The sequence below is a fragment of the Arthrobacter crystallopoietes genome, assembly GCF_002849715.1.
GTDB classification, from domain to species: Bacteria; Actinomycetota; Actinomycetes; order Actinomycetales; family Micrococcaceae; genus Crystallibacter; species Crystallibacter crystallopoietes.
This window is the reverse complement of the sequence record NZ_CP018863.1, coordinates 1610491-1633320: the sequence shown is the minus strand read 5'-3', so window position 1 is coordinate 1633320 and position 22830 is coordinate 1610491. Positions and strand designations below refer to the sequence as shown.

Below are 22830 nucleotides of genomic sequence, written 5' to 3'. Positions count from 1 at the left end.
TATACACCGTCCGCAATAATTCACGCACGGCGGCAAAGATTAGTTCCCTCTCGGCGTACAAGCAAGCCTTTGGCTCAAGCTGGAGACAGGGATCTTGGTTTTACTCGTAGACGTGCGGTGCCAGCGTGCCGATAAAGTCCAGGTTGCGGTACCGCTCGGCGAAGTCCAGGCCGTACCCGACGACGAATTCGTTGGGGATTTCGTAGCCGACGTACTTGACGTCGATTTCCACCTTGGCCGCATCCGGCTTGCGCAGCAGCGTGCAGATCTCCACCGAGGCCGGGCCGCGGGAGAGCAGGTTGGTCTTCAGCCAGGACAGCGTCAGGCCGGAGTCGATGATGTCCTCGACGATGAGCACGTGCTTGCCCATCAGGTCGGTTTCCAGGTCCTTGAGGATCCGCACGACGCCGGAAGACTGCGTGCCCGACCCGTAGGAAGATACCGCCATCCAGTCCATCTTCACGTGGCTGTGCAGTGCGCGGGCCAGATCCGCCATGACCATGACGGCGCCCTTGAGGACTCCGACGATCAGCAGGTCGCGGCCCTCGTAGTCCTTGTCGATCTCGGCAGCCAGTTCCTGCACGCGCTGCTGGATCTGCTCCTTGGTATACAGAACGTGCTTGAGGTCCGCCTGAACGTCGTTGGAATCCACCAGATACTCCCGTAATTAATGATGTGGCGTCACTGGGCGCGAGCCAGTTGTTCTAAAGACAAGATTGCCATAGCCGCCGCGCTCTTGCGCAACCGGGCTTGATTGTCCGTCCGGCTCCCGCCGTACCCGGCGGTACACGCTGACCATTCCGGCCAGCTGGACCGGGCCGGCGGACCCCTGCCTCGCCAGCAGCGATTCCGCCGCGATGAGCCGCTCGTAGCTGGGGTTCTCGCCGCCCATTTCGGCCGCCGCCAGCGCGATGACCCGGTGTTTCATCGCTGCCGGCAGCACCTCGATCCCACTCCGCTCCAGTTCTATGCCTTCCGGGGTATCTATCCTGAGGCGAAGGTATTCGCTGCGTGCCTGGGCATCCAGGTAATCGGCATCCGCCCGCAGAATCTGCGCCGAACGCCACAACGCCTCGGCGACGCCCGGGCCCAGCTGCTGCTCCAGGAAGGGCAGAACTTCCGACCGCACACGCGAGCGCAGGAATTTAGGATCGGCGTTGGTCGGATCGTGCCACGGTTCAAGCCCGGCGAGGGCGCACAGCTCTTCGGTATGCTTCCGGCGCAGTTCCAGGAACGGCCGCAGATAGTTCCCGCGGCGCGGGGCCATGCCGGCAAGCGAACGCGTTCCGGAGCCCCGGCCGAGGCCAAGCAGCACCTGTTCGGCCTGGTCATCGAGGGTGTGGCCCAGCAGCACGGCGGCTGCCCCATGTTCGGCAGCGGCAGCATCCAGGGCGGCGTACCGCGCCACCCGTGCCGCTGCTTCGGGCCCCATGCCTGGCTGGCCCACACTGACCCGGCGGACTTCCACTGGCGCCAGTCCCAGACCCTCGAGCTGCACGCGGGCCCGTTCCGCCACGTCGGCGCTGCCCGGCTGGAGGGCATGATCGACGACGACGGCGCCCACCCGGTACCGCTGCGAACCGTCCCGCAGCGGCCGGGCAAAGTAGGTTGCCACGGCGGCCAGGGCCAGTGAATCCGGCCCGCCGCTGCAGGCCACCAGCAGCAAGGGCGGTTCCCGGTCCGATGCTGGATCTGTTGTGACGCCAGCTTTGTTCTCCGGCGCATCCAGCAACTCCAGCGCTGCCTTGATGTGGTTCCGGGCCGTGCCGACCAGCGGATGCAGCCGTTGCTTGCGCCGCGGCACGCCAACCGCCGGTTCGGTGGCCGCGGTGGTCGGTTCGGTCATGGACGGCTGAGATCCATGCGGCTGATCCAGAGGTCGGCGTTGTGGATCTCTTCCTCGGTGGGCAGGTTTTCCGCCCGGAGCCAGACCTGGTTGAAGCCTTCCATGCCCACCTGCTTCACCACGGCGCGGACAAACTTCGCCCCGTCGGTGTACTGGCGTGCCTTGGCGTCCAGACCCATGATCTTGCGGATCCAGTTCTCCAGCGCGCCGCGGGTCTTGGCCCGGGCGTTGAAGCGCTGGCGGATGGTCTTCACCGTGGGCACAACGCTGGCGTCCACCTCGTCCATTACCACGTTGGCGTGGCCCTCGAGCAGGCTCATGATCGCGGTGACGTGCGAGAAGATCGCCTTTTCCTCCGGGTCCTGGAACAGGTCCATGATGGTGCCGGTGGCGCCGACCGCGACTTTCCCGCCGCCGGTGCCGGCGCCGTCGTCGTTCTTGTCCTTGCCGGACATCAGCGCCTTGGCCGCCTGCTGCAGCCGCTCGCCGAAGGTGTCGGCCTTGGCCACCAGGCCGGAAGAGAGCTTGCCGATCTGTTCCATCATGTGGTCGCGCAGCCAGGGCGCGGCCGCGAACTGCACCCGGTGCGTCTGCTCGTGCAGGCAGACCCATAGCCGGAAGTCCGCGGGCTCGACGTTGAGTTCCTGCTCGACGGCGATGATGTTCGGCGCCACCAGCATCAGCCGGCCGCCCGCCGGACCGCCGGGCAGCAGCGAGCAGAATGGATCGTACTGGCCCAGCACCTTGCTGGAGAGGAAGGAGAGGATGGCGCCCATCTGGGTTCCCGTGAGCGAACTGCTCAGGCCCGTGGCCGCGCTCTTGACCTGCTCCGGCTTTTTCCGTGCGAGCTCGGTCAGGGCCGGTTGCAGGAGCGCTTCGAAACTGCGGGCGTTGGCCTTGGACCACTCGGCCCGGTCCACAATCAGCACCTGCGAATCCCGCAGGTCCCTTGCCGCCTCCAGCCCGGTAATCCGGTGCACGTGGTCCACGGACACTTCCGAGAGTTCGCGCAGATTGGCCACGGCCGCACGGATCTGCGCCTGCGGCATCTTGGGGCCGGCCGGAGTGAGTTTGGCCGCGGTGGTCGCCGCCAGGTCCCAGTTGATCAGACGCGGCGGGGTTTCCGGAGCGGACGGGGTGATTCCGGCGCTGCCGGTGCTTGCGGTGCTGTCCATGCTGACCATCAGATCACACCGGAGCCCGGCAGGTCACCGGCCGTTCGCCCAACGGTGAAGGAAATTTCGACGGCGGACCAGCGGACCGGGTCAGGGCGCAGGCCAGATGGCGGTCAGGTGCCGGAGCGGCGCCGGGTATCAGCGGCAGCCGCAGCCGGCCAGGACCGTGGCCGCACGGTCCGCCGCCTCGCGGGCCTGCGGCGTGGAGTTCTGCAGGCCGTTGGCCACGAAGGCAAAGACCAGCGTCCGCCCGTCCGCCGTCACCGCGTAGCCGCTGAGCGAGGTGACCGTGTGCAGTGTGCCGGTCTTGGCCCGCACCAGCCCGGCGCCGCCGGCCGTCTTGCCCGCGAAGCGCTCCTGCAGGGTCCCGGTCAGTCCCGCCACGGGAAGTCCGTCAAGGCCCGCCCGCAGGTCCTGGTTGGAACCGCTGGTGATCTCCCGCAGCACGGCCGCAATCTGTTCCGCCGAAACCTTGTTGCCCAGCGCCAGCCCGCTGGCATCGCTGATCAGCAGGCCGGAGGTGGGAATCCCGAGCATCTCCATGGCCTCCTTGATCGCCTCGGTGCCGCCGCCGAAGGACCCGGGTTTGCCGCTGGCGAGGGCCGTGTTGCGGGCCATGACCTCGGCGACGTAGTTATCGGATTCCTGCAGCATGTAGTTGACGTGCTCGGCCACGGTGGCGGATTCGACGGAGGCGAGCACGATGCCGTCCTTGGGCGCGGCAGCGCGGACCACATCGGGCGCCACCTTGGCGCCGCGCTCTGACATTTCCTCCGCCAGTGCCGCGCGGAAGGCCCGTGCCACGGTCAGGGCAGCATCATCGACCAGGTCACCGCTGCCGTCCGCGTTTTCCCGGCCGCCCGAGAGCGCCAGAGGATAGATCGGCGCGATCTCGCCCGCCTGGATATCGGCCGGGTCCCACGCGGCGCTTAACGTTGGGCCGGCGTAGGCGGTGTCGTCCAGCAGCACGCGCAGTTCGCCGGTGAACTTCACGGTGGCCAGCCGTTCCGCGGCGGCCTGCGCCAGCGTGGCCAGCCCCGCGCGTCCGAGGACGTCCTCCCGCTCCGACTCGCCGGCCCCGAGCAGGGCATCTCCCCCGCCGCGCAGCACCAGCGTTCCGGGCACATTGCCCTGGATGACCTCCGTGGAAAACCGCGTGTCCGCGCCGAGGGTCAGCAGGGCCGCCGCGCCGGTCAGCAGCTTCATGTTGGAGGCCGGAATGCGTGGCTCCGAGCCGTTGCGCTCATACAGCACGTCGCCGGTCTGCGCATCGGTGACCAGCGCCGCGAAGTCCCCGGCGCCGTCGTACTTCAAAGCTTTATCCAGCGCCTCGCCTAGCATTTTCGGATCCGGCACCGGCGCGGCCTCCGGCGCGTCCGTCAGGAGTTCGGCGGCGGCCAGTTTCGTCGGCGGAAGCTGGGCCTCCGGAGTGGTGACCACCGGCTTGGCGGCCCCGGGATTCCACTCCAGGGCGGGGGCAAGATGCCAGGCGGCGGGAATCGCGAGCACGGCGAAGGCCGCGGCCAGCAGCCAGGATGTCAGCAGCCGGAAGCCACGGTTCATCCAGCCCCTCCCCCTGTTTGCACGTGCGCGCCCCGCACCCGGCAGCGGGGCGGAACGCGGTTTGTGAATCGGCTGCTCCGGTTGATGTCCGGCCGGGCAGCCAAGACCTATATCGTTAAGCGTAGACCGGCGCCGGGCCCTGCCCTGTCCACCGCGCCAGTGAGACAAAACACCAAGGAGACTTCCATGCAGCACGATGTGACCATCGAGATCCCCAAGGGATCGCGCGTCAAGTACGAGATCGACCACGAGACGCACCGCCTCCGCCTGGACCGCGTCCTCTTCACCTCCATGCAGTACCCCACGCACTACGGCTACTTCGAGGACACCCTGGGTGAAGACGGCGATCCGCTGGACGCGCTGGTCATGCTGCAGGACTTCGATCTGCTGCCGGGCGTGCTGGTTGAGTCCCGCCCCATCGCCGTGTTCAACATGACCGACGACGGCGGCGGGGACGCCAAGGTGCTGTGCGTACCCTCCGACAAGCGCTTCGACCACATCCAGGAGCTGTCCGACGTTCCGGAGTTCCTGGTCAAGGAGATCGAGCACTTCTTCACGCGTTACAAGGATCTTGAGCCGGGCAAGTGGGTCAAGGCCGAGGGCTGGTCCGACCGTGCCGCCGCCGAGGCCGAGCTGGAAGCTTCCATCAAGCGCTTTGCCGCACTGGGCGAGGAGTCCGCCCCGGACGAGCCCCAGGGCCGCGACGTCGAAGAAGGCACCACCAGCGGTTCCGAAGCACAGGGCCGCTAAATCTGACGCTGCTTCGAGGGCGGTCCGGACTGTTTTCAGTCCGGGCCGCCCTTTTGGCAACCGAAATCAGTTGATTCTCGCTTTTTGTCCGTAATACTTAGGGCATGTACGTGCTCACCATCAATCAGCGCGACTCCCGCGAGGTAGGCGATCTGGTGCCGGAGCTGATCAAATCGCTGCGGCACCTGCCCGCTGCCATCGCCTTCCGGCGATCGGTCGGGGACGAAGCCATCGGCGTGCTGGAAGACCCGAAGACGGCCATCGACGCCGCCATGATCGCCCTGCGGAGCCGGCGCTGGCATGTCGGGATCGGCGTGGGGGAACTGCTGGTGCCGCTGCCCGAGGATGTTAACGAGGCCCAGGGATTCGGGCTGGTCTATGCACGGCGCGCCGTGGAGCGGGCCCAGAAGACCGGTGAACGGGTCCCGCTGGCGGTCTCGGGTCCCGACGCCGATATCGCGGCCGAAGCCGAAGCCGTGCTCCGGCTGATCGGGCAGATCGTGTCCACCCGGACCGATGCCGAGTGGAAGGTGCTGGACCTGATGACGCCCGGCGCCCGCGGACAGCAGAAATTCATCGCCGAGGAACTCGGCATCACCACGCAGGCAGTCAGCAAGGCCGTGGTCCGCTCGCACTGGGTGGAAGAATGGGCGTGCCGGCCGGCCGCGGCGCGCCTGCTCGACCTGGTTTACGGACCCAAATCGCTGCCCGAGGCGAGCCTTCCGTACCGCTGACCTGCGGCTGGGCCTAGACTCCGAGAAGGAGTATGCCTAACCAAGAGGAGCTGACGATGATTCCGGAGATCAATTTCTGGGCCGTGCTGGTGGCGACGTTGTCCACCATGGTGGTCGGATCCATCTGGTACACGCCCAAGGTGTTCGGCAACTACTGGATGCGCGTGGCCAAGGTCAGCCCCAGCGGTGAAGCGAAGGACGCGGTCAAACCGATTCTGATCACGCTGGTGGTCAGCTTCATCAGCGCCTGGGTGCTCGCGGGGGCGGCGGCCATCGCGCAGGAGTTCTACGGCGGCAGCTTCCTCTGGAACACTATTCTTACCGCGGTGATCCTGTGGGCCGGTTTCACTGCCGCACGGTTCATTACCCACGACGCCTTCGAAGGCCGGCCCGCCGGGCTGACCGTCCTGAACTGCGCCCACGAACTGGTGACCTATTTGATCATGGCGTTGATCATCGGCCTGTTCGGCATCAGCGCGGCTTAATTCTCAGGCAGTCGCTCAACCAACCCAAGCCGACAGGATGTCAGCTACGGACCGATAGTCCATCTGGCCCGTTGCCACACCTATCACCAGGTCATAGGCGGGATCTTCAGGCGCATCCAGCGAGAGCGAGTTCAAGCCGTAAAACACAACCACGGCAAGCCAGCCCAGCCGCTTGTTTCCGTCTACAAGTGGATGATTCCGCACGATGGATTCAAGCAGCACGGCAGCTTTTTCGTGGATTGAGGGGTACGCCTCGTCGCCATAGAGCGTAGTCTGCGGCCGATTTGCAGCGGCAGACAGCAGGCCAACGTCGCGCACCTGCTGCACTCCCAATTCATCCGCGAGGGCCAGCAAAGATTCCAAATCCAGATAGACGGTCATGGATTACTGAGCCAAACGGTCCAGCAAAGGGCGGTATTTTTGGATGGCTGCCCGGGCCATCTCCCTTACTTGGGAATCCTTGTCGAGGCGTGCAGCCGAATCGACGATGGCACGAACAGCAGCCTCGTTCTTGCTAACGCCTTCGGCAGCAGCAAGGCGCTCCAGCAGTTCGTCTTGTTCTGGGGTCAGTCGCAGAGTCATGGGCATGCACCCATGATACCAATCTGATACCAGCGACGGGAATAGGCGCCTTGATCTAGGCCAGCAGGCTGTGCAGGATCGGGGCGGCGCCGTCTTCGTCCACGGTTCCGGTCACTTCATGGGCGACGGCGATAACTTCCTCCGGCGCCTGGCCCATGGCAACACCGCGGGCGGCCCAGTCGAGCATTTCGATGTCGTTGCGGCCGTCTCCCATGGCGACGGTCTGGGCCGGGTCCACCTTGAGCTTGCGGCGCAGGGTCTCCAGCGCGCTGGCCTTGGTGACGCCGTTGGCCGCGATATCCAGCCAGGCGGTCCAGCCCACCGAGTACGTCACGCCGTGCAGGCCCGCATTGTCGATGGCTTCCTTAAACTCTTCCGGCGTGTTCTCGGTGCTGAACACCACCACGCGCACTGCCGAAGCTTCCAGCATGGTTTCGAAGTCCACACCGATGGCCTCCACCCCGAAGCTCGCATCCTGGAAGCGCTCGGTCGAGAGGAATTTGCCCTCATCGTCCTCAAGGGCGAATTTGGCGGTGGGCAGTTTTGTGCGCAGGGCACGCAGTGCCGGACCGGGTTCGAAGGTGACGCGGTCGATGACCTCGTAGCCGTTCTCCAGACCGGTGTCGATCCGCAAGGTCACACCGCCGTTGGAGCAGACGGCGTACCCCTTGGTCAGGCCGATGAGTTCGATGATCGGCAGCGTGGCATTCAGCGAGCGGCCGGTGGAGACCACCACTTCATGGCCGGAATCCACCACTGCCTGCGCGGCCTCGCGGACGGCGTCGCTCATGTGGCCGTCATGGTTAACCAGTGTGCCGTCCACATCCAGGCAGACCATTTTCCGTACCTGGTTGTGCCTCTGCGTGGAGTTCCGGCCCGTGTTCTTTTGCTGGTCTTCGATGCCAGCAATCGCATTATCAGCTGTAGTTGTCATTGTTCCAGTGAATCAGAGGCAAGCCCCGGAACGGTAGGGCGGCGCTCACATTGGGAATTAACGGCCGATGAACACCGCCCAACTAGCTGAGTACGGGCAGGACCTCGAGGCCGCCCAGGTAGGGACGCAGCGCCGCGGGCACGGTAACGGATCCGTCGGCGTTCTGGTGGTGCTCGAGAATGGCCACAATCCAACGGGTGGTGGCGAGCGTGCCGTTCAGGGTGGCCACGGCACGGGTGCCCTTCTTTTCCTCGCCGGTAATGCGTTCACGCACATTCAGGCGGCGGGCCTGGAAAGTCGTGCAGTTGGAGGTCGAGGTCAGTTCGCGGTAGGCGTTCTGCGTAGGAACCCAGGCTTCACAGTCGAACTTGCGCGCGGCGCTCATGCCGAGGTCGCCGGCGGCGGTGTCGATCACCCGGTAGGGCAGTTCCACCTTGGCGAGCATCTCCTCTTCCCAGGCCAGCAGCCGGGCGTGCTCTTCGGCGGCGTTCTCGACCGTGGTGTAGATGAACATTTCCACCTTGTTGAACTGGTGGACGCGGATAATCCCGCGCGTATCCTTGCCGTGCGATCCTGCTTCACGGCGGTAGCATGAGGACCAGCCCGCGTAGCGCAGCGGGCCGCCGGCCAGGTCCAGGATTTCGTCGCCGTGGTAGCCCGCCAGCGGCACCTCGGAGGTGCCCACCAGGTACAGGTCGTCTTCGGCCAGACGGTAGATTTCGTCGTCGTGCGCCACATCGAACCCGGTGCCCTGCATGGTCTCCGGCCGGACCAGCGTGGGGGTAATCATCGGGGTGAAGCCTGCCGCGATGGCCTGGTCCATAGCCATGTTCAGCAGCGCCAGCTCCAGCCGGGCGCCGACGCCCTTGAGGAAGTAGAACCGCGCGCCGGAGACCTTCGCGCCGCGCTCCATGTCGATGGCGCCGAGCAGCTCGCCGATCTCCAGGTGGTCCCTGGGCTCGAACCCGTCCGGGCCGAAATCACGCGGCTTGCCGACGGTCTTGATGACCTCGAAATCGTCCTCGCCGCCGGCGGGAACGCCGTCCTCAATGAGGTTTGGAATGCGCCGCAGCAGCGACTCCTGCTCCGTTTGGGCGGCGTCCGATTCGGCCTGCGCCGCCTTGACGGATGCGGCGAGTTCCTTCACCTCGGCCAGCAGGGCCTGCTTTTCCTCGCCCTTGGCCTGGGCCACCTTTTTGCCGAAAGCGTTCTGCTCGGCGCGCAAGGACTCGTAGCGGGTAATGGCTTCGCGGCGGGCGGAGTCTGCGGAAATGACTGCATCAATCAGGGAATCATCGGCTCCCCGGGCACGCTGCGAGGCTCGGAAAATCTCAGGATTGGCGCGGAGTTCATTTACATCGATCACCTGCTAAGGGTACCGAACAACCGGCTGCCACCTCGATCCCGCGCCCGAGTGGTGCGGCTATTCTAAGAGCATCATGGAGACTCAGTGGATGGTTGGCCTCGTCGTTGTTATCGCCGCGGTGGTTTTTCTCGTGAGCTGGCTCAGCGTGCGCCATCTGCCGGCCCGGCGGGCAGCCGCGCTTCCCGGCGTGCCGGTGGAAGTCCTGGATGCCAGGGCGCAGCGAGTGGCCGTGATCCTCAACCCCGTGAAGAACGACGCCGACGCGGCCCGGGAGAAGATCCGGCTGGCCTGCACGGCTGCCGGTTGGCCGGAGCCGATGGTCTTCGAGACGACAATCGAAGACCCGGGGCACACGCAGACACGACGGGCGCTGGAAGCCGGCGCCGACGTTGTCCTGGCCGGCGGCGGCGACGGAACGGTCCGCGTGGTCACCGGCGAGCTGGCCGGCACGACCACGCCCTTCGGCCTGGTGCCGCTGGGCACCGGAAACCTGCTGGCCCGCAACCTCGGCATCAACCCCGGACAACTGGACGCGAACATCCTCACGGCCCTGCACGGTGCGGACCGCCGGATCGACACCGCGACCATCACGCTGGAGAATTCGGTGACTGGCAGCAGCATCACGGAGAGCTTCCTCGTGATCGCCGGCATCGGGCTGGACGCCCAGGTCCTCGCGGACACCAAGGACGATCTCAAACGCAAGTACGGCTGGCTGGCCTACTCCGAAGCGGGCGTGCGGAACCTACCGGGCAAACGCAAAAAAGTCACCATCAGCATCGACGACGGTCCGGCCCAAACCCGCAGCATCCGCAGCATCCTGTTTGCCAACTGCGGCAAACTGCCGGCGGGCATCGATTTCATCCCGTCCGCCACGGTGGACGACGGCGAATTGGACATCGTGGTGATGAGCCCGCGCAATGCCTTGGGCTGGATCCGGATCGCCGCCAAGACACTGCTACGGCACAATGCCCGGATTCCGGTCATCGACTATTACCGAGGGCGCAAGGTCACAGTGACGGCCCATGAACCGATGGGCACCCAGCTCGACGGGGATCTCTCGGGCGACGTGACCTCACTGACCGTCCAGGTCCGGCCCTCGGCGCTCAGCGTGCGGGTGGATCCGCAGACCTTGGCGGAGGTTGGCGCCGCAGCCGGTCAGGACCGCCGGACGGCCTAAACCTTACTGCGGCACCGTTCCACCGGTGCGGGCGGACAGTCCTAGGTGTCCTGGCCGCCGAGGTTGTACGGATCGTCGCTGGAGTCCGCCTCGTCCGTATTGTGCAGATCCTCGCCCGGAACATCAATAGCTTCGCGCTCTGCGTCCAGCGGCGGCACGTCCTCGAGGTTTTCGCCCTCGTCTTCCGGATTCGGAAATTCGCCCTTGGCCTGGTGCTTGATCATTTCCTGCTCTTCGGCCAGGCGCAGGTCATTGCCAAGGTCACCGGCATCGCCGGAACGGAACTCGCTGTTAGTCTGCTGCAGCTGCTCGTCATAATGGCCGCCGTCGGCGCCGGTCTCGCTGTGCAGTTCCTCGTTGCTTTCGGTCATCATAGGCACCTTCCGTTCAGTATTGCTCGGCTCCAACTTCGATCAGCTTACTTAGCAAGTGGTGCCAGCGAAAGCTCAATGGCGTCTCAGGCAGGCTGCAGCAGCCGCTGGACCCATTCATGCGCCTCACGGAATGCTTTGTCCTGATTGTGCCGGGGCACCGTGGAGGCGCGGCCGTCGGCGCGGGGATACGACCCTAGGAAGCGGGTATCCGGACTGATCCGGTGCAGTCCCCGGACGGCGTCCGCCACGCGCTGCTCGGCCAGGTGTCCGTCAACGTCGAAGCTGAAGAAGTAGTCGCCCAGGAACTGGCCGGTAGGCCGTGACTCGATGCGGCTCAGGTTCACTCCCCGGGTGCCGAACTGTTCCAGGATTTCCATCAGGGCACCCGGTCGGTCCTCGGGCAGCGGGACCACCAGCGTGGTCTTATCGGACCCCGTGGGCTCAGGCAGCCTGTTGGGCCGGCTGACCAGGATGAAGCGCGTGACAGCATCGGAAATGTCGCCGATATCCTCGGCCAGCACGTGCAGGCCGCGCTGTTCTGCCACCAGCGGCGAGCAGATGGCCGCGTCGTACGGGCAATTATCGTCCAGCAGCCCCACCGCAGCGGCGGCGGTAGAGGACCCCGGCAGATATGCAGCTTGGGGAATATTGGCTTCGCTCCACCTACGGCACTGGGCCCAGGCATGGGTATGGGTGGAAACAGCCTCGATATCGGCTAGCGCCAGACCCGGACGTGCCACCAAGACGAAGCGGATGGGAACCAGCTCTTCGCGCAGGATCTGCAGTGGATCCCCCGTGGCAATGGCATCCAGTGTGGCGCTGACGCCGCCCTCGACGGAATTTTCGATAGGCACCATTGCAGCCTCTGCCGTGCCGTTGCGGATCAGTTCGAGGGCACCGCTGACATTGGCCGCCGGTATGCGGTGCGCCGCGGCGGCCCCCGGGACCTGTAACAGGGCGGCTTCGGTGAAGGTGCCCTCGGGACCCAGGAAGGTATAGGTGCCGCTCATTACTTGACCGTCGGCTCCTGCCCGTTATCGGAAACCATCGGCTTGCCGGCCTCAAGCCAGGCACCCATGCCACCGTCGACGTTAACGGCCGAGTAGCCGTTGCCCACCAGCCAGGCAGCGGCGCGGTAGGAGCGCCCGCCTGTCCGGCAGATCACGTGCAGGTCCTCGTCCGGATCCAGTTCGTCGAGCCGTTCGGGCAGCTGATCCAGCGGGATGTGCAGGGCGCCGTCGATATGGCCGGCCTCCCACTCGTAATCCTCGCGCACGTCCAGCACTTTGGCGTCGGCGCCGATGCTGTCCACATCCACGTTCTCGAAGTCGCTCATCGGGAAATCCTCCGCAGAAATCAGTCGTAAGACGGACTGTTTGCCGTCCTCTCCAGCCTATAGTGGGATCACGCTGTGCACCTTAACAAGACTTCCAGACAGAGGTACTGATGGCCGCTGAGCAGCCCACCATTCTGGCCACTTCCGGTGGCTACAAAGCAGGATCCCGCACCCGGTTGGAGTTCAACCACCTGGTCCACCACGCCGTCGAGCTCTCCGGCGCCAGCGGACGGACACCGAAGATCACGCACCTGGGAACGGCCGGCGGCGACCAACGCTGGTACGCGGCCGAACTGGATGAAGCCGCGCGGGTCGCCGGCTTTGAACTGTCGCACTTGAACCTGTTCAGCATGCCCAACATCGGCAACATCGAGGAGCACCTGCTGGGCCAGGACGTGGTCTGGGTAAACGGCGGGTCCGTGGCCAACCTCCTAGCCGTGTGGCGCGTCCATGGCCTGGACACGATCTTCCGCCGGGTCTGGGAAGCGGGCGTGGTGCTGGCAGGCGTGTCCGCCGGTTCCATCTGCTGGTTCCGCGGCGGCACCACGGATTCGTTCGGGCCGGAACTGCGGGCCGTCACCAACGGCCTGGCGCTGCTGCCCTATGACAACGGCGTCCATTACGACTCCGAAGCCGAACGCCGGCCCCTGGTCCACCAACTGGTCAGCAACGGCACCCTCGGTGAAACCCACTGCACCGACGACGGCGTGGGGCTGGTTTACCGCGGCACCGAACTTTCGGAGGCGGTCACCGAGGTCAAGGGCAAGCTGGCCTACCGGGTTACGGCGCGAGCCGGGGACGGCCCGGAAGCCGTGGCGGAAGAGGAACCGATCGAGCCGCGCTACCTGGGCTGACGCACACACCGCGGCGCCGGCTGCCGGCCGGAGGAGAGGCGGAGGACGCCAGCCGCGGAACTGACGGGGGATGTATGGATCTGCAGCTGCTACGCGATGGTTTTGTCTCCGGGTTCGGGACGGCCGTCGCGCTCATTGCCGCCGCCCTGATACTGCTTCTGCTGGCCTGGCTGGCTGCCACCATTGCCCGCCGGGTCCTCGGCGTACCGGTTGGCTGGCCGCGCTCCATGGTGGTGGGCGTGTTCATGATCCTGTCCTTCTCCGCCATGTCCAGATACCTCTACGACGCTGCGGACCTTGGCAGCGTGGACGGCAGCCAACTGAACGTTCCGGCCGCCGTCGTACTGATGTTTTTGGTGCTCGCCGTGGCGTGGGTCTTCGCAATCGGCGTCGCCGTGCTGGTGGGGCTGGAGGTGGCCTTTCCCACCGGTTCGCTGCCGAAGCTCACCAGCTTCTTCTCCGGCTGGCGTGCCCGGCGGCAGCGCGCCAAGCGCTACACCGACGTGGTGCGGATTGCCTTCAAGCACGGGCTCGGTTCGCAGCTGCGCGGGCTGACGCGCAACGCCCGGAGCGCGGATGAGGAAGAAACGGCGCTGCACCTGCGGCTGGCCCTGAACGAGGCGGGCGTGACGTTCGTGAAGCTGGGCCAGATGCTCTCGACCCGCCGCGACGTCCTGTCCGAGCCCTACATCCGCGAGCTCTCCAAACTGCAGACCCACGCCGAGCCCGAACCGTGGTCGGCGATCCGGCCGGCCATCGGCAAATACCTCGGCCGGGACCTGGACGAGGTCTTCTCCTGGATCAATCCGGAACCGCTCGCGTCGGCGTCCGTGGCCCAGGTTCACGAGGGCACGCTGCTCTCCGGGCAGGTGGTGGTGCTGAAGGTGCAGCGGCCCTCGGCGCTGCGGCAGGTGCGCCGGGACATGGACATTGTGCTGCGAATGGCCCGGTGGCTGGACCGCACCGCGCCGTGGGCCCGCTCGCTGGGCATTAACAACCTGGCGCAGGGCTTCGCTGACTCCCTGCGCGAGGAACTGAACTACCGCGTGGAGCTGGAGAACATGCGCAGCGTGGCGGCCGCGCTGGCCGAGTCCGGCATCGAGGACGTTCTGGTCCCGCACGCCTACGAGGAATTCTCCGGCAGCCGCCTGCTGGTCATGGACAAACTGGACGGCCTGCCCATCTCCCACGCCCATCACCTGCTGGCCACGATGCAGCCGGTCCAGCGCCATGGGGTCGCCGAAAAGCTGCTCAAGGCCACGCTGAGCCAGATCGTGGACACCGGGGTGTTCCACGCCGACCTGCACCCGGGCAACATCTTCCTGCGCGACGACGGCGGCGTCGGCCTGCTGGATTTCGGTTCCGTTGGGCGGCTGGATCCGGCCACCCGCCAGTCGCTGGGCACGCTGCTGTATGCCGTGGAGAAGGACGACGGCGTTTCCGCCACGGACGCCCTGATCGAACTGCTGGACCGCCCGGATGAACTCGATGAACGGGCGCTGGAGCGCGGCGTCGGCCAACTGCTCACCCGCTACCGCACCGGGTTCGGCGCGCACGGCAGCCGCAGCATGTTCTCGGTCCTGCTCAATCTCCTGGTGCAGCACGGTTTCGCCGTGCCGCCGCAGATTGCAGCGGCCTTCCGCGCCTTGGCCGCGCTCGAAGGGACGCTGGGGCAGATCAGTCCGGATTTCGACGTCGTTGCGGCGGCCCGCGCCGAAGGCAAGCGCATCATGGGCCGGCAGTTCAAACCGGGCAACCTCAAGGACCAGCTGGAAAGCCGGATGCTGCAGCTGCTGCCGCTGCTGGACCGCATGCCGCGCCGCATCAACAAGCTGACCGAGGACCTGGAGCAGGGCCGCTTCTCCATGAACGTGCGGATGCTGGCCGATAACCGCGACCGGCACTTCCTGGACACGCTGGTCCAGCAGGTAGTGGTGGCGCTGCTGGCCAGTGCGGCGACGCTGGGCGCGATTGTGCTCATTGCCAGCGACACCGGCCCGATGCTCACGGAGAACGTCCGGATGCACGCGTTCTTCGGCTACACGCTGCTCTTTGCCGGGTTTGTCCTCTCGCTGCGGGCCGTGGCTCTGGTCTTCCGCCGGCACCCCGAAAGCACCAACCGGGACATCTGAGCCGGTGGCCCCCGTCGTAGCATGGTGGTTCGGGCTACCAAAGGGCAACTGGATTTTATGAGCGATCTGCACGAACTCTCGGCACTGCAGCAGCGGGACGCCGTCCGCCGCGGGGAGGTCGGCTCGCGGGAGCTCACCGAGCACTATCTGACCCGGATCGAGGCGCTGAACCCCGAGCTGGGCGCGTTCATCACCGTCACCGCGGAGCAGGCCCTTGCCGCCGCCCGCGAGGCAGACGAGCGGCAGGCCCACGGCCAGGAGCTGCCGCGGCTGCACGGGCTGCCGCTGGCCTTCAAGGACCTGACCGATGTGGCCGGCGTGCACACCACCCACGGCAGTTCCGCCGTTGACCATGTCCCGGCACCGGCCAACCACACGCTAGTGGACGTCCTGCAGGCCGCCGGTGCCATCAGCCTGGGCAAGACGCAGGTCCCCGAGTTCGGGCTGACCGCCTACAGCGAAAACCGGATCGCCCGGCCAGCGCGCAATCCGCTGGATCCGGCCACCAGCCCAGGCGGCTCCTCGGGCGGAAGCGCGGCGGCAGTGGCGGCCGGCATGCTGCCGTTCGCGCCGGGTTCCGACGGCGGCGGCTCCGTCCGGATCCCCGCCGCGGCCACCGGACTCATCGGGCTGAAACCGGGACGGGCCCGGGTGCCGGCCGGTACCTCCGGCGAGGATGCCGGGCGGCTGGTGGTGGCCGGGCCGCTGGCCCGGACCGCGGCGGACGCCGGTTTGCTGCTGGACGCGATGGTGGACGAGCCGCTCGCCCGCGCGGCCTTCGGGACGGAGCCCGATTTCCTCGGTGCCGCGTTGCGGGCCGAGGGCAGGTTCCGGATCGGTGCCAGCACGCTCTCGCCGTTTGCCGCCAGCTACCCGCTCTGGCTCGAGCCAGAGGCCCAGACCGCCTTCGACCAAGGCATCCGGCTGCTCGGCGGCCTTAACCACGATGTGCTGGACGCGGACTTCCGGTACGACAACCGCTATCCGGACGCGTTCACCACCGTGTGGACCTCCTCGCTGGCCCAGCTGCGGATGCCGGCCAGCCGCGAACCGCAGCTGATGCCGCTCACCCGGGCCTTCCGCCGTCGTGCTTTGAAAAAATCCCCGGCCGAGCTGCTCGCTGCGCTGCGGATTCTGGCGCGGTTCCAGGAAGACACCATCGCGCAGTTCGGCCAGTACGATTTGGTGCTCACACCGGCGCTGGCCATGACGCCGCGCCCGGTCGGCTGGTACACCGCCACCAGCGCCGAGGTGGACTATATGCGCCAGTGCCAGTACTCGCCCTACACCTCCATGATCAATGTCTGCGGGCTGCCGGCCATCGCCGTGCCCGTACTGACCACTGCACGCGGGCATTCGATGGGCATCCAGCTGGTGGGCAAACCCGGCTCGGAAGCAGTCCTGCTGGCGGCCGCCGCGCAGCTCGAAAACGTGCGCTGACCGGGGAAAACTCCCCCGCAAATCCGGACATGTCGCAATACCATCGGTTGCGGTGGGCAACCAAGAATATGACAATGCATAAAGTCCGGTGGCAAAATGGAGTAAATGAGCCAAACCTCACAATCGGCTACTCGGCCACAAGCTACCGGCGGTAAGACATTTTTCGGGCACCCCCGAATGCTCGCCAACCTCTTTTCCGTAGAACTGTGGGAGCGCTTCTCCTTCTACGGCATGCAGGGCATCCTCCTCTACTACATGTACTTCTCGGTCGCCGAGGGCGGCCTGGGCATCGACGAAGGCGTTGCCACCGGACTGGTGGGCGCCTACGGCGGCGGTGTCTACCTCTCCAGCATCCTCGGGGCCTGGATTTCGGACCGCCTCCTCGGTTCCGAAAAGGTCCTCTTCTACTCCGGCATCATGATCATGTTCGGCCACATCGCGCTGGCCGTGATCCCGGGCACGATTGGCCTGGCTATCGGCCTGATCCTGGTGGCCGTCGGTTCCGGCGGGCTGAAAGCCACCGCCACCTCGCTGGTCGGCTCGCTCTACGGCGAGAAGGACGAGCGCCGCGACGCCGGCTTCTCCATCTTCTACATGGGCGTGAACATCGGCGGCCTGGTGGGCCCGCTGCTGACCGGCCTGGCCCACGTCCAGCTCGGCTTCCACTATGGCTTCGGCCTGGCCGCCATCGGCATGGCCATCGGCCTCACGCAGTACGCCCTGACCCGCAAGAACCTGCCCGAGGAATCCCACCACGTGGCCAACCCGCTGCCGCGCACCCAGTTCGGCAAGGTCGCCGGAATCGGGATTGCCGGCCTGGTGGTTGTGGTGCTGGCCGTGGCGCTGGGCCTGGTCACCGCGGAGAACCTGGCCCCGATCATGGCCTGGCTGGCGATCCTCGCCGCCGTGGCCTACTTCGCGGTGATTCTCTCCAGCAAGAAGGTCACGCCGCTGGAGCGCGGCCGCGTATACGCCTTCATCCCGCTGTTCATCGGGTCCGCGGCATTCTGGGCCCTGTTCCAGCAGCAGTTCACCGTGGTGGCGCTCTACGCGGACAAGCAGCTGGACCGAAACCTCTTCGGCTGGGAAATGCCGGCGAGCTGGGTGCAGTCCATCAACCCGGTGTTCATCATCATCTTCGCCGGCATCTTCGCCACTGTCTGGACCAAGCTCGGCCCCAAGCAGCCCGGTTCCCCGCTGAAGTTCGCCATCGGCCTCGCCGTAATGGGACTGGCCTTCCTGGCCTTCATCCCGCTCTCCGGCGCCGGCGCCAACAGCACCCCGCTGCTGGCGATGGCGGGCATCCTGTTCCTGTTCACCATGGCGGAGCTCTTCCTCTCCCCCACCGGCAGCTCCATCTCCACCAAGCTGGCCCCGAAGGCGTTCCAGACCCAGATGGTGGCGCTGTTCCTGCTCTCCATCTCGCTGGGCACCACGCTGGCCGGCATCCTTGCCGGCTACTACGATCCGGCGAACGAGGCCCCGTACTTCGGCTTCATCGGCATCACGGCGATCATCCTGGGCATCGCCCTGGCCATCGCGGCACCGTCCCTGAAGAAAATCATGGGCGGCGTGCGCTGACCCGGACCTGATCCGCCGGTCTCGCGCCGGTTCTGTAACTGCAACCAACTAACGACGGCGCCGCTCAAGGTGGGTTTTCCAACTCACCTCGGGCGGCGCCGTCGTTGGTTCAAGCGCTTCCGGTGGCCGGCCCGAGTGACAGGCCGGTTAGCCGGATTTTTGCTGGGCCCGTTCCCCCAGCTGCGCCGCGGCCGAAGCGTAGTTCGTTCCCCAGCGGTCGAGATCCGCAACAATATTTTCCAGGCTCCGCCCCAATGCTGTCAGGGAATACTCCACCTTGGGCGGGACCTGGGCGAAAACCTTCCGGTCGACAACGCCGTCCTCCTCCAACTCCCGAAGCTGCCGGGTGAGGGTACGCGCACCTGCCAGCGGGAGCAGCCGGCCGAGTTCACCGAAGCGCAGGGTGCCCTCCAGCAGGTATTTGACGATGGTGAGCTTCCAGGTGCCGCCCAAGACCGCGACCGCAACCTCCACCGGGCAAACCTGCGCCGCCGTTTCCACTGCTTTTCTCATTGGAGCCCCTTAGTGACAATTTTGTCTGTATCAGCGGTTAAAGACCGTACTGTTGCGATCGGCCCTTAGAACCTAGGCTAGCTGGCATGGCTGGACATTCAACTGTTTTATGGGTCAGTGCCCATCCTGAACCGGAATCGCTGAACGGCTCGTTCCGGAGGGCGGGGCTGGAACAGCTCCGAAAAAATGGACACACAGTGATCGAATCCGATCTCTACAAGATGGGTTGGAACCCCGTCCTTGCAGGCGAGAGCATGGCTTCCGCCGCGGAGCCATTCCGGGTCACCGACGACACCAGGCGGGCCTATCTCGACGGCACGCAACCGGCCGACGTCGTACGGGAACAGCAAAAAATCCGGGACGCCGACGCTCTCGTGATCCAGTTTCCGCTGTGGTGGTACGGCATGCCCGCCATTCTCAAGGGATGGTTCGATCGCGTGTTCGTCAGCGGGTTCGCCTTTGGCAAGGATCCTGCCAGCGGAAGGCGGCTGCGTTTCGAAAACGGCCCCTTTGTGGGCAAGCGCGCCATGGTCGTCACAACGCTCGGGGACCGGGAGGCTTCCATCGGCCCGCGGGGCAAGAGCGGCGAAATCACGGAACTCCTCTTCGGACTCCTGCACGGGACGCTGGCCTACACCGGGATGGGTGTCCTGGCACCGTTCGCCCTGCCCAGTGCGGATTTCACGGATCCTTCAACGTACTGCGGTCATCTCCGGAGCCTGCTGGACCGGCTTGACGGCTTGTTCTCGGAGCCGCCGATCCCCTACCGGCCACAGTTCCAGGGCGACTACACGGAGCAATGGGAATTGGCACCGAGCATCTGCCCGGGGGAAACCGGACTGTCCATCCACTCCCTATAACCCGAAGGCCGGGTACGTCAGCGCGCGGACACTCCGGACCGCCCGTGGGCCAGGCCGGTAGGAATTCCGAGGAAGGCCGGTTCCGGAGCCGCGCAGCAGGCCGCTTCTTCCGCTTGTTCCAGGTCTGCAGTGGTACCGGCCGCGGGTGCGTCGCAGCTGCCGGCGAGGTCGGTGGAGCAGACACCGGTTTCGGGCAGTTCCAGCTGCAGCTTGTCGGCAGCTTCGTGGTCCCCGGCGATGGCGGCCGCGATGGATCGGACCTGTTCGTAGCCGGTGGCCAGCAGGAAGGTTGGGGCGCGGCCGTAGGACTTCATTCCGGCAAGGTAAAAGTCCTTGTCGGGATGGGCCAGCAGCTTGGCCCCGTGCGGCGGCACCGTACCGCAGCTGTGGAATTCCGGATCGATCAGCGGGCCCAGCTGACGGGGCGCCTCCACGGCGGGATCCAGCTCGAGTCGGAGTTCGCGCAGCATGTCCAGGTCGGGGCGGAAGCCCGTGGCCGGGATCAGCAGGTCCACGTCCAGCTGCACATCACCGTCGGGTGTCGTCCCGAAAACAGCGAGGGTGTCCGCGGTCTTGAAGCCCGTAATGCTGAAGGAGGTCTGCAGCTCGATCCGGCCGTCTTCCACCAGCTTGCGCAGCCTGGTGCCGAGCTGGCCGCGGGCGGGGAGGCCGTCCAGATCGCCGCCGCCGTAGAGCCCGGTTACGTCCGCGCCGCGGACGGCCCAGCTGATCCGGGTGCCGGGTTCGTTCCTGGCCAGCTGTCCGAGGTTGAGCAGGGTGTTGGCGGCCGAATGTCCGGCCCCGACCACGAGGACATGTTTGCCGGCGAACCTGGCACTGCCGCGGCCGGTCACGTCGGGCAGCGGTTCCGTGATGTGTCCGGTAGCGATGGCCTCCGCTTCGCCCCGTGCGGGGAGCCCGGCCTGGCCGAGCGGATTGGGCCGGTCCCAGGTGCCGGAGGCATCGATCACCGCGCGGGCGTAATGGTCTGCCACCGTGCCGGAAGCATCCTGGACCCGGACCAGGAACGGAGTCTCGTCCCTGCGGCGGGAATGGGTTTTGTCCAGGCCTGCCCGGCTGACGGCGACCACACGGGAGGACGTTTGCAGGGCGTCCCGGATGGCCGGGACCGCTGCCAGCGGCTCGATGTACCGCTCGAGAAGGTCCGTGCCGTAAGGCAGCGAGGTCAGCCGCGGTTCCTCCCAGCCGGTCCCCTCGAGCAGCCGGCGGGAGGCGGCGTCAATGTTGAACCGCCACGGCGAGAAGAGCCGGATATGGCCCCAGGCACGGATGGCTGCACCCGGCGCGGGCCCGGCTTCGAAGATGACCGGCCGCAGTCCGCGTTCCAGCAGGTGGGCCGCGGCGGCCAGGCCTACCGGCCCGGCCCCGATGACGACGACGGGAAGTTCCGCGGTGTCGGCGGGAACGGCATTGTCAGGCATGGCTTCCTCTTCCTCGAGCGGACCATGGTGCGGTTTCCTCCGCACGGCTTGCGGGTGGTTGGCGTATTGGGCTAGCTGGCGTCCGGATGAGCGGCGGGCAGCAGCTCGGAAATCAGTTTTTCGATGCGGCCCTTGATGTCGTCCCGGATGGGGCGGACGGAGTCCACGCCCTTGCCGGCCGGATCCTCCAGCACCCAGTCCTCGTAGCGCTTGCCCGGGAAGTAGGGGCACTCGTCGCCGCAGCCCATGGTGACAACGACGTCGGAATCCTTGACGGCCTCGGTGGTGAGGATCTTGGGCAGCTCAGCCGAGATGTCGATGCCCTCTTCACGCATCGCCTCGACCGCTGCGGGGTTCACCTGGTCCGCGGGCTGGGAGCCGGCAGACCGGACCTCGATGGCGCCCTGAGCCAGATGGGTCAGGTAGGCCGCGGCCATCTGCGAACGTCCCGCGTTGTGGACGCAGACGAACAGGACGGACGGTTTCCCAGCGGTGCTTCCGGTGGCTGCGCTCATTACTTCGTCTTTCCCTCGGTAGGTATGGACAGTACGGGGGTGGCGGCGGGCCAGTATTTCTTCTGGGCCCAGAGCGCTACGTAGACCAGGGCCACCAGGACCGGGACCTCGATCAGCGGACCGACCACGCCAGCCAGCGCCTGCCCGGAGGTGACGCCGTAGGTGCCGATCGCCACGGCAATGGCCAGCTCGAAGTTGTTCCCGGCTGCGGTGAACGCCAGCGTGGTGGTCCGGGCATAGCCCATGTTCAGGAGTTTGCCGATCACCATGCCGGCCCCGAAGACCACGGAGAAGTAGACCAGCAGCGGCAGCGCGATCCGGGCGACGTCCAGCGGGTTGGAGGTGATTTCATCCCCCTGCAGGGCGAACAGCAGCACGATCGTGAACAGCAGTCCGTAGAGGGCCCAGGGGCCGAGCTTGGGCAGGAACTTGTTCTCGTACCAGTCGCGGCCCTTGGCCTTTTCACCGATGGTGCGGGTCAGGAATCCGGCGAGCAGCGGGATCCCGAGGAAGACCAGGACGCTGGCGGTGATCGCCCAGAATGAGAATTCCGCGCTGGTGGTGGGCAGCCCCAACCAGGAGGGCAGCAGCTGCAGGTAGAACCAGCCCAGCGCGCCGAACGCGATGACCTGGAAGACCGAGTTGATCGCTACCAGCACTGCCGCAGCTTCGCGATCGCCGCAGGCCAGGTCGTTCCAGATCATGACCATGGCGATGCAGCGGGCGAGCCCCACGATGATCAGGCCCGTCCGGTACTCGGGCAGGTCCGGCAGGAAGGTCCAGGCCAGGGCGAACATGAAGGCCGGGGCCGCGAGCCAGTTGATCACCAGCGAACTGATCATGAGCTTCTTGTCGGCCATCACACGGTGGGTTTCGTCGTAGCGGACCTTGGCCAGCACCGGATACATCATCACCAGCAGTCCGATAGCGATCGGGAGCGAGACATCCGCTACCTGGACCGAATCCAGCGCGCCGGCCAGACCGGGGATGAAGCGGCCCAGCAGCAGGCCGGCCGCCATGGCCGCGATGATCCACACGGGCAGGAAGCGGTCCAGCGTGGAGAGCCGGGCGCTGACCTGACCGGTTTCGGGTGTTGCGACGGGGGTGCTCACGTAGCTCCTCGGCATGGCTGCGGATGACTGCGGCGCGCCAGCCTTGCGGGCACGCAGAC

At 66.2% G+C, this 22830-nt stretch carries 24 protein-coding genes; 9 read left to right on the top strand and 15 right to left on the bottom strand.

Annotated elements, in window-relative coordinates; translation table 11 throughout:
- Positions 1 to 100: 100 nt before the first annotated feature.
- The 4 genes from hpt to dacB all read right to left on the bottom strand — a co-directional run bounded on the left by hpt (position 101) and on the right by dacB (position 4584).
- A complete protein-coding gene (gene hpt, locus AC20117_RS07760) occupies positions 101 to 652 on the bottom strand; it encodes a hypoxanthine phosphoribosyltransferase (RefSeq protein WP_074700218.1) in 552 nt (183 codons plus the stop codon).
- A gap of 15 nt (positions 653 to 667) precedes the next feature.
- A complete protein-coding gene (gene tilS, locus AC20117_RS07755; protein ID WP_083339674.1) occupies positions 668 to 1846 on the bottom strand; it encodes a tRNA lysidine(34) synthetase TilS in 1179 nt (392 codons plus the stop codon).
- A complete protein-coding gene (locus AC20117_RS07750) occupies positions 1843 to 3021 on the bottom strand; it encodes an Rv3626c family coenzyme F420 biosynthesis-associated protein (protein ID WP_074703141.1) in 1179 nt (392 codons plus the stop codon). Before AC20117_RS07750 ends, tilS begins: the two co-directional genes overlap by 4 nt.
- A gap of 138 nt (positions 3022 to 3159) precedes the next feature.
- Positions 3160 to 4584: a D-alanyl-D-alanine carboxypeptidase/D-alanyl-D-alanine endopeptidase gene (dacB, locus tag AC20117_RS07745; RefSeq protein ID WP_074700219.1), complete on the bottom strand. Its 1425-nt coding sequence runs from the start codon at positions 4582 to 4584 to the stop codon at positions 3160 to 3162.
- Between the two features lie 186 nt (positions 4585 to 4770).
- On the opposite strand from dacB, the gene AC20117_RS07740 reads away from it, so the two are divergent.
- The 3 genes from AC20117_RS07740 to AC20117_RS07730 all read left to right on the top strand — a co-directional run bounded on the left by AC20117_RS07740 (position 4771) and on the right by AC20117_RS07730 (position 6553).
- Complete coding sequence (locus AC20117_RS07740; RefSeq protein WP_074700220.1) at positions 4771 to 5334, top strand: inorganic diphosphatase; 564 nt, start codon at positions 4771 to 4773, stop codon at positions 5332 to 5334.
- A gap of 104 nt (positions 5335 to 5438) precedes the next feature.
- Positions 5439 to 6068: a hypothetical protein gene (locus AC20117_RS07735; RefSeq protein WP_074700221.1), complete on the top strand. Its 630-nt coding sequence runs from the start codon at positions 5439 to 5441 to the stop codon at positions 6066 to 6068.
- Positions 6069 to 6124: 56 nt separating this feature from the next.
- Complete coding sequence (locus AC20117_RS07730) at positions 6125 to 6553, top strand: DUF1761 domain-containing protein (protein ID WP_074703142.1); 429 nt, start codon at positions 6125 to 6127, stop codon at positions 6551 to 6553.
- Between the two features lie 15 nt (positions 6554 to 6568).
- Here the strand turns inward: AC20117_RS07730 and AC20117_RS07725 are convergent, their stop codons facing one another.
- The 4 genes from AC20117_RS07725 to serS all read right to left on the bottom strand — a co-directional run bounded on the left by AC20117_RS07725 (position 6569) and on the right by serS (position 9435).
- The gene (locus AC20117_RS07725) at positions 6569 to 6934 is read right to left on the bottom strand and encodes a type II toxin-antitoxin system death-on-curing family toxin (protein WP_074700222.1); all 366 of its coding nucleotides are present in this window, start codon (positions 6932 to 6934) and stop codon (positions 6569 to 6571) included.
- 3 nt (positions 6935 to 6937) lie between these two features.
- A complete protein-coding gene (locus tag AC20117_RS07720) occupies positions 6938 to 7141 on the bottom strand; it encodes a type II toxin -antitoxin system TacA 1-like antitoxin (protein ID WP_074700223.1) in 204 nt (67 codons plus the stop codon).
- Positions 7142 to 7190: 49 nt separating this feature from the next.
- Positions 7191 to 8069 carry an HAD family hydrolase gene (locus AC20117_RS07715; protein ID WP_074700224.1) on the bottom strand — a complete coding sequence of 293 codons (879 nt, stop codon included), beginning with the start codon at positions 8067 to 8069 and terminating at the stop codon, positions 7191 to 7193.
- 82 nt (positions 8070 to 8151) lie between these two features.
- Positions 8152 to 9435, bottom strand: a complete 1284-nt coding sequence (serS, locus tag AC20117_RS07710; protein ID WP_074700225.1) for a serine--tRNA ligase — start codon at positions 9433 to 9435, stop codon at positions 8152 to 8154.
- A gap of 73 nt (positions 9436 to 9508) precedes the next feature.
- Between serS and AC20117_RS07705 the strand changes: the two genes are divergently transcribed.
- Positions 9509 to 10612 carry a diacylglycerol/lipid kinase family protein gene (locus AC20117_RS07705; RefSeq protein ID WP_074700226.1) on the top strand — a complete coding sequence of 368 codons (1104 nt, stop codon included), beginning with the start codon at positions 9509 to 9511 and terminating at the stop codon, positions 10610 to 10612.
- Between the two features lie 41 nt (positions 10613 to 10653).
- On the opposite strand, the gene AC20117_RS07700 is transcribed toward AC20117_RS07705, so the two are convergent.
- The 3 genes from AC20117_RS07700 to AC20117_RS07690 form a co-directional block, all read right to left on the bottom strand.
- Positions 10654 to 10983, bottom strand: coding sequence for a hypothetical protein (locus AC20117_RS07700; RefSeq protein WP_139186764.1), 330 nt, complete (start codon positions 10981 to 10983; stop codon positions 10654 to 10656).
- An 86-nt stretch (positions 10984 to 11069) separates the two neighbouring features.
- Positions 11070 to 11996, bottom strand: a complete 927-nt coding sequence (gene pheA / locus AC20117_RS07695; protein ID WP_101632561.1) for a prephenate dehydratase — start codon at positions 11994 to 11996, stop codon at positions 11070 to 11072.
- Complete coding sequence (locus AC20117_RS07690) at positions 11996 to 12322, bottom strand: rhodanese-like domain-containing protein (RefSeq protein ID WP_074700228.1); 327 nt, start codon at positions 12320 to 12322, stop codon at positions 11996 to 11998. Before AC20117_RS07690 ends, pheA begins: the two co-directional genes overlap by 1 nt.
- 110 nt (positions 12323 to 12432) lie before the next feature.
- Between AC20117_RS07690 and AC20117_RS07685 the strand changes: the two genes are divergently transcribed.
- The 4 genes from AC20117_RS07685 to AC20117_RS07670 all read left to right on the top strand — a co-directional run bounded on the left by AC20117_RS07685 (position 12433) and on the right by AC20117_RS07670 (position 18329).
- Positions 12433 to 13176 carry a Type 1 glutamine amidotransferase-like domain-containing protein gene (locus AC20117_RS07685; protein ID WP_074700229.1) on the top strand — a complete coding sequence of 248 codons (744 nt, stop codon included), beginning with the start codon at positions 12433 to 12435 and terminating at the stop codon, positions 13174 to 13176.
- 74 nt (positions 13177 to 13250) lie between these two features.
- On the top strand, positions 13251 to 15308 hold the full coding sequence (locus AC20117_RS07680) for an ABC1 kinase family protein (RefSeq protein WP_083339675.1): 2058 nt from the start codon (positions 13251 to 13253) through the stop codon (positions 15306 to 15308).
- A gap of 57 nt (positions 15309 to 15365) precedes the next feature.
- Positions 15366 to 16748: an amidase gene (locus tag AC20117_RS07675; protein ID WP_074700230.1), complete on the top strand. Its 1383-nt coding sequence runs from the start codon at positions 15366 to 15368 to the stop codon at positions 16746 to 16748.
- 105 nt (positions 16749 to 16853) lie between these two features.
- Positions 16854 to 18329 (top strand): peptide MFS transporter, encoded by a 1476-nt coding sequence (locus AC20117_RS07670; protein ID WP_074700231.1) that lies wholly within the window; start codon positions 16854 to 16856, stop codon positions 18327 to 18329.
- A 147-nt stretch (positions 18330 to 18476) separates the two neighbouring features.
- Here AC20117_RS07670 and AC20117_RS07665 read toward each other — a convergent pair whose 3' ends face one another.
- Positions 18477 to 18842: a winged helix-turn-helix transcriptional regulator gene (locus tag AC20117_RS07665; RefSeq protein WP_074700232.1), complete on the bottom strand. Its 366-nt coding sequence runs from the start codon at positions 18840 to 18842 to the stop codon at positions 18477 to 18479.
- An 86-nt stretch (positions 18843 to 18928) separates the two neighbouring features.
- Between AC20117_RS07665 and AC20117_RS07660 the strand changes: the two genes are divergently transcribed.
- On the top strand, positions 18929 to 19702 hold the full coding sequence (locus AC20117_RS07660; RefSeq protein ID WP_074700233.1) for an NAD(P)H-dependent oxidoreductase: 774 nt from the start codon (positions 18929 to 18931) through the stop codon (positions 19700 to 19702).
- Positions 19703 to 19719: 17 nt separating this feature from the next.
- Here the strand turns inward: AC20117_RS07660 and AC20117_RS07655 are convergent, their stop codons facing one another.
- The 3 genes from AC20117_RS07655 to arsB all read right to left on the bottom strand — a co-directional run bounded on the left by AC20117_RS07655 (position 19720) and on the right by arsB (position 22786).
- On the bottom strand, positions 19720 to 21144 hold the full coding sequence (locus AC20117_RS07655; protein ID WP_074700234.1) for an FAD-dependent oxidoreductase: 1425 nt from the start codon (positions 21142 to 21144) through the stop codon (positions 19720 to 19722).
- Positions 21145 to 21215: 71 nt separating this feature from the next.
- On the bottom strand, positions 21216 to 21659 hold the full coding sequence (locus AC20117_RS07650) for an arsenate reductase ArsC (protein WP_074700235.1): 444 nt from the start codon (positions 21657 to 21659) through the stop codon (positions 21216 to 21218).
- On the bottom strand, positions 21659 to 22786 hold the full coding sequence (gene arsB, locus AC20117_RS07645; RefSeq protein WP_074700236.1) for an ACR3 family arsenite efflux transporter: 1128 nt from the start codon (positions 22784 to 22786) through the stop codon (positions 21659 to 21661). The genes AC20117_RS07650 and arsB overlap by 1 nt, the downstream gene beginning before the upstream one ends.
- Positions 22787 to 22830 lie beyond the last annotated feature (44 nt).

Coding starts and splice junctions, on each gene's coding strand:
- AC20117_RS07715 (WP_074700224.1), bottom strand. CDS start 8,069: ATGACAACTACAGCTGATAATGCGATTGCTGGCATCGAAGACCAGCAA.
- AC20117_RS07650 (WP_074700235.1), bottom strand. CDS start 21,659: ATGAGCGCAGCCACCGGAAGCACCGCTGGGAAACCGTCCGTCCTGTTC.
- AC20117_RS07730 (WP_074703142.1), top strand. CDS start 6,125: ATGATTCCGGAGATCAATTTCTGGGCCGTGCTGGTGGCGACGTTGTCC.
- AC20117_RS07675 (WP_074700230.1), top strand. CDS start 15,366: ATGAGCGATCTGCACGAACTCTCGGCACTGCAGCAGCGGGACGCCGTC.
- AC20117_RS07655 (WP_074700234.1), bottom strand. CDS start 21,144: ATGCCTGACAATGCCGTTCCCGCCGACACCGCGGAACTTCCCGTCGTC.
- AC20117_RS07725 (WP_074700222.1), bottom strand. CDS start 6,934: ATGACCGTCTATCTGGATTTGGAATCTTTGCTGGCCCTCGCGGATGAA.
- AC20117_RS07700 (WP_139186764.1), bottom strand. CDS start 10,983: ATGACCGAAAGCAACGAGGAACTGCACAGCGAGACCGGCGCCGACGGC.
- AC20117_RS07750 (WP_074703141.1), bottom strand. CDS start 3,021: ATGGACAGCACCGCAAGCACCGGCAGCGCCGGAATCACCCCGTCCGCT.
- AC20117_RS07740 (WP_074700220.1), top strand. CDS start 4,771: ATGCAGCACGATGTGACCATCGAGATCCCCAAGGGATCGCGCGTCAAG.
- AC20117_RS07735 (WP_074700221.1), top strand. CDS start 5,439: ATGTACGTGCTCACCATCAATCAGCGCGACTCCCGCGAGGTAGGCGAT.
- pheA (WP_101632561.1), bottom strand. CDS start 11,996: ATGAGCGGCACCTATACCTTCCTGGGTCCCGAGGGCACCTTCACCGAA.
- AC20117_RS07705 (WP_074700226.1), top strand. CDS start 9,509: ATGGAGACTCAGTGGATGGTTGGCCTCGTCGTTGTTATCGCCGCGGTG.
- AC20117_RS07665 (WP_074700232.1), bottom strand. CDS start 18,842: ATGAGAAAAGCAGTGGAAACGGCGGCGCAGGTTTGCCCGGTGGAGGTT.
- AC20117_RS07720 (WP_074700223.1), bottom strand. CDS start 7,141: ATGCCCATGACTCTGCGACTGACCCCAGAACAAGACGAACTGCTGGAG.
- AC20117_RS07670 (WP_074700231.1), top strand. CDS start 16,854: ATGAGCCAAACCTCACAATCGGCTACTCGGCCACAAGCTACCGGCGGT.
- AC20117_RS07680 (WP_083339675.1), top strand. CDS start 13,251: ATGGATCTGCAGCTGCTACGCGATGGTTTTGTCTCCGGGTTCGGGACG.
- tilS (WP_083339674.1), bottom strand. CDS start 1,846: ATGACCGAACCGACCACCGCGGCCACCGAACCGGCGGTTGGCGTGCCG.
- arsB (WP_074700236.1), bottom strand. CDS start 22,786: ATGCCGAGGAGCTACGTGAGCACCCCCGTCGCAACACCCGAAACCGGT.
- dacB (WP_074700219.1), bottom strand. CDS start 4,584: ATGAACCGTGGCTTCCGGCTGCTGACATCCTGGCTGCTGGCCGCGGCC.
- AC20117_RS07660 (WP_074700233.1), top strand. CDS start 18,929: ATGGCTGGACATTCAACTGTTTTATGGGTCAGTGCCCATCCTGAACCG.
- AC20117_RS07685 (WP_074700229.1), top strand. CDS start 12,433: ATGGCCGCTGAGCAGCCCACCATTCTGGCCACTTCCGGTGGCTACAAA.
- AC20117_RS07690 (WP_074700228.1), bottom strand. CDS start 12,322: ATGAGCGACTTCGAGAACGTGGATGTGGACAGCATCGGCGCCGACGCC.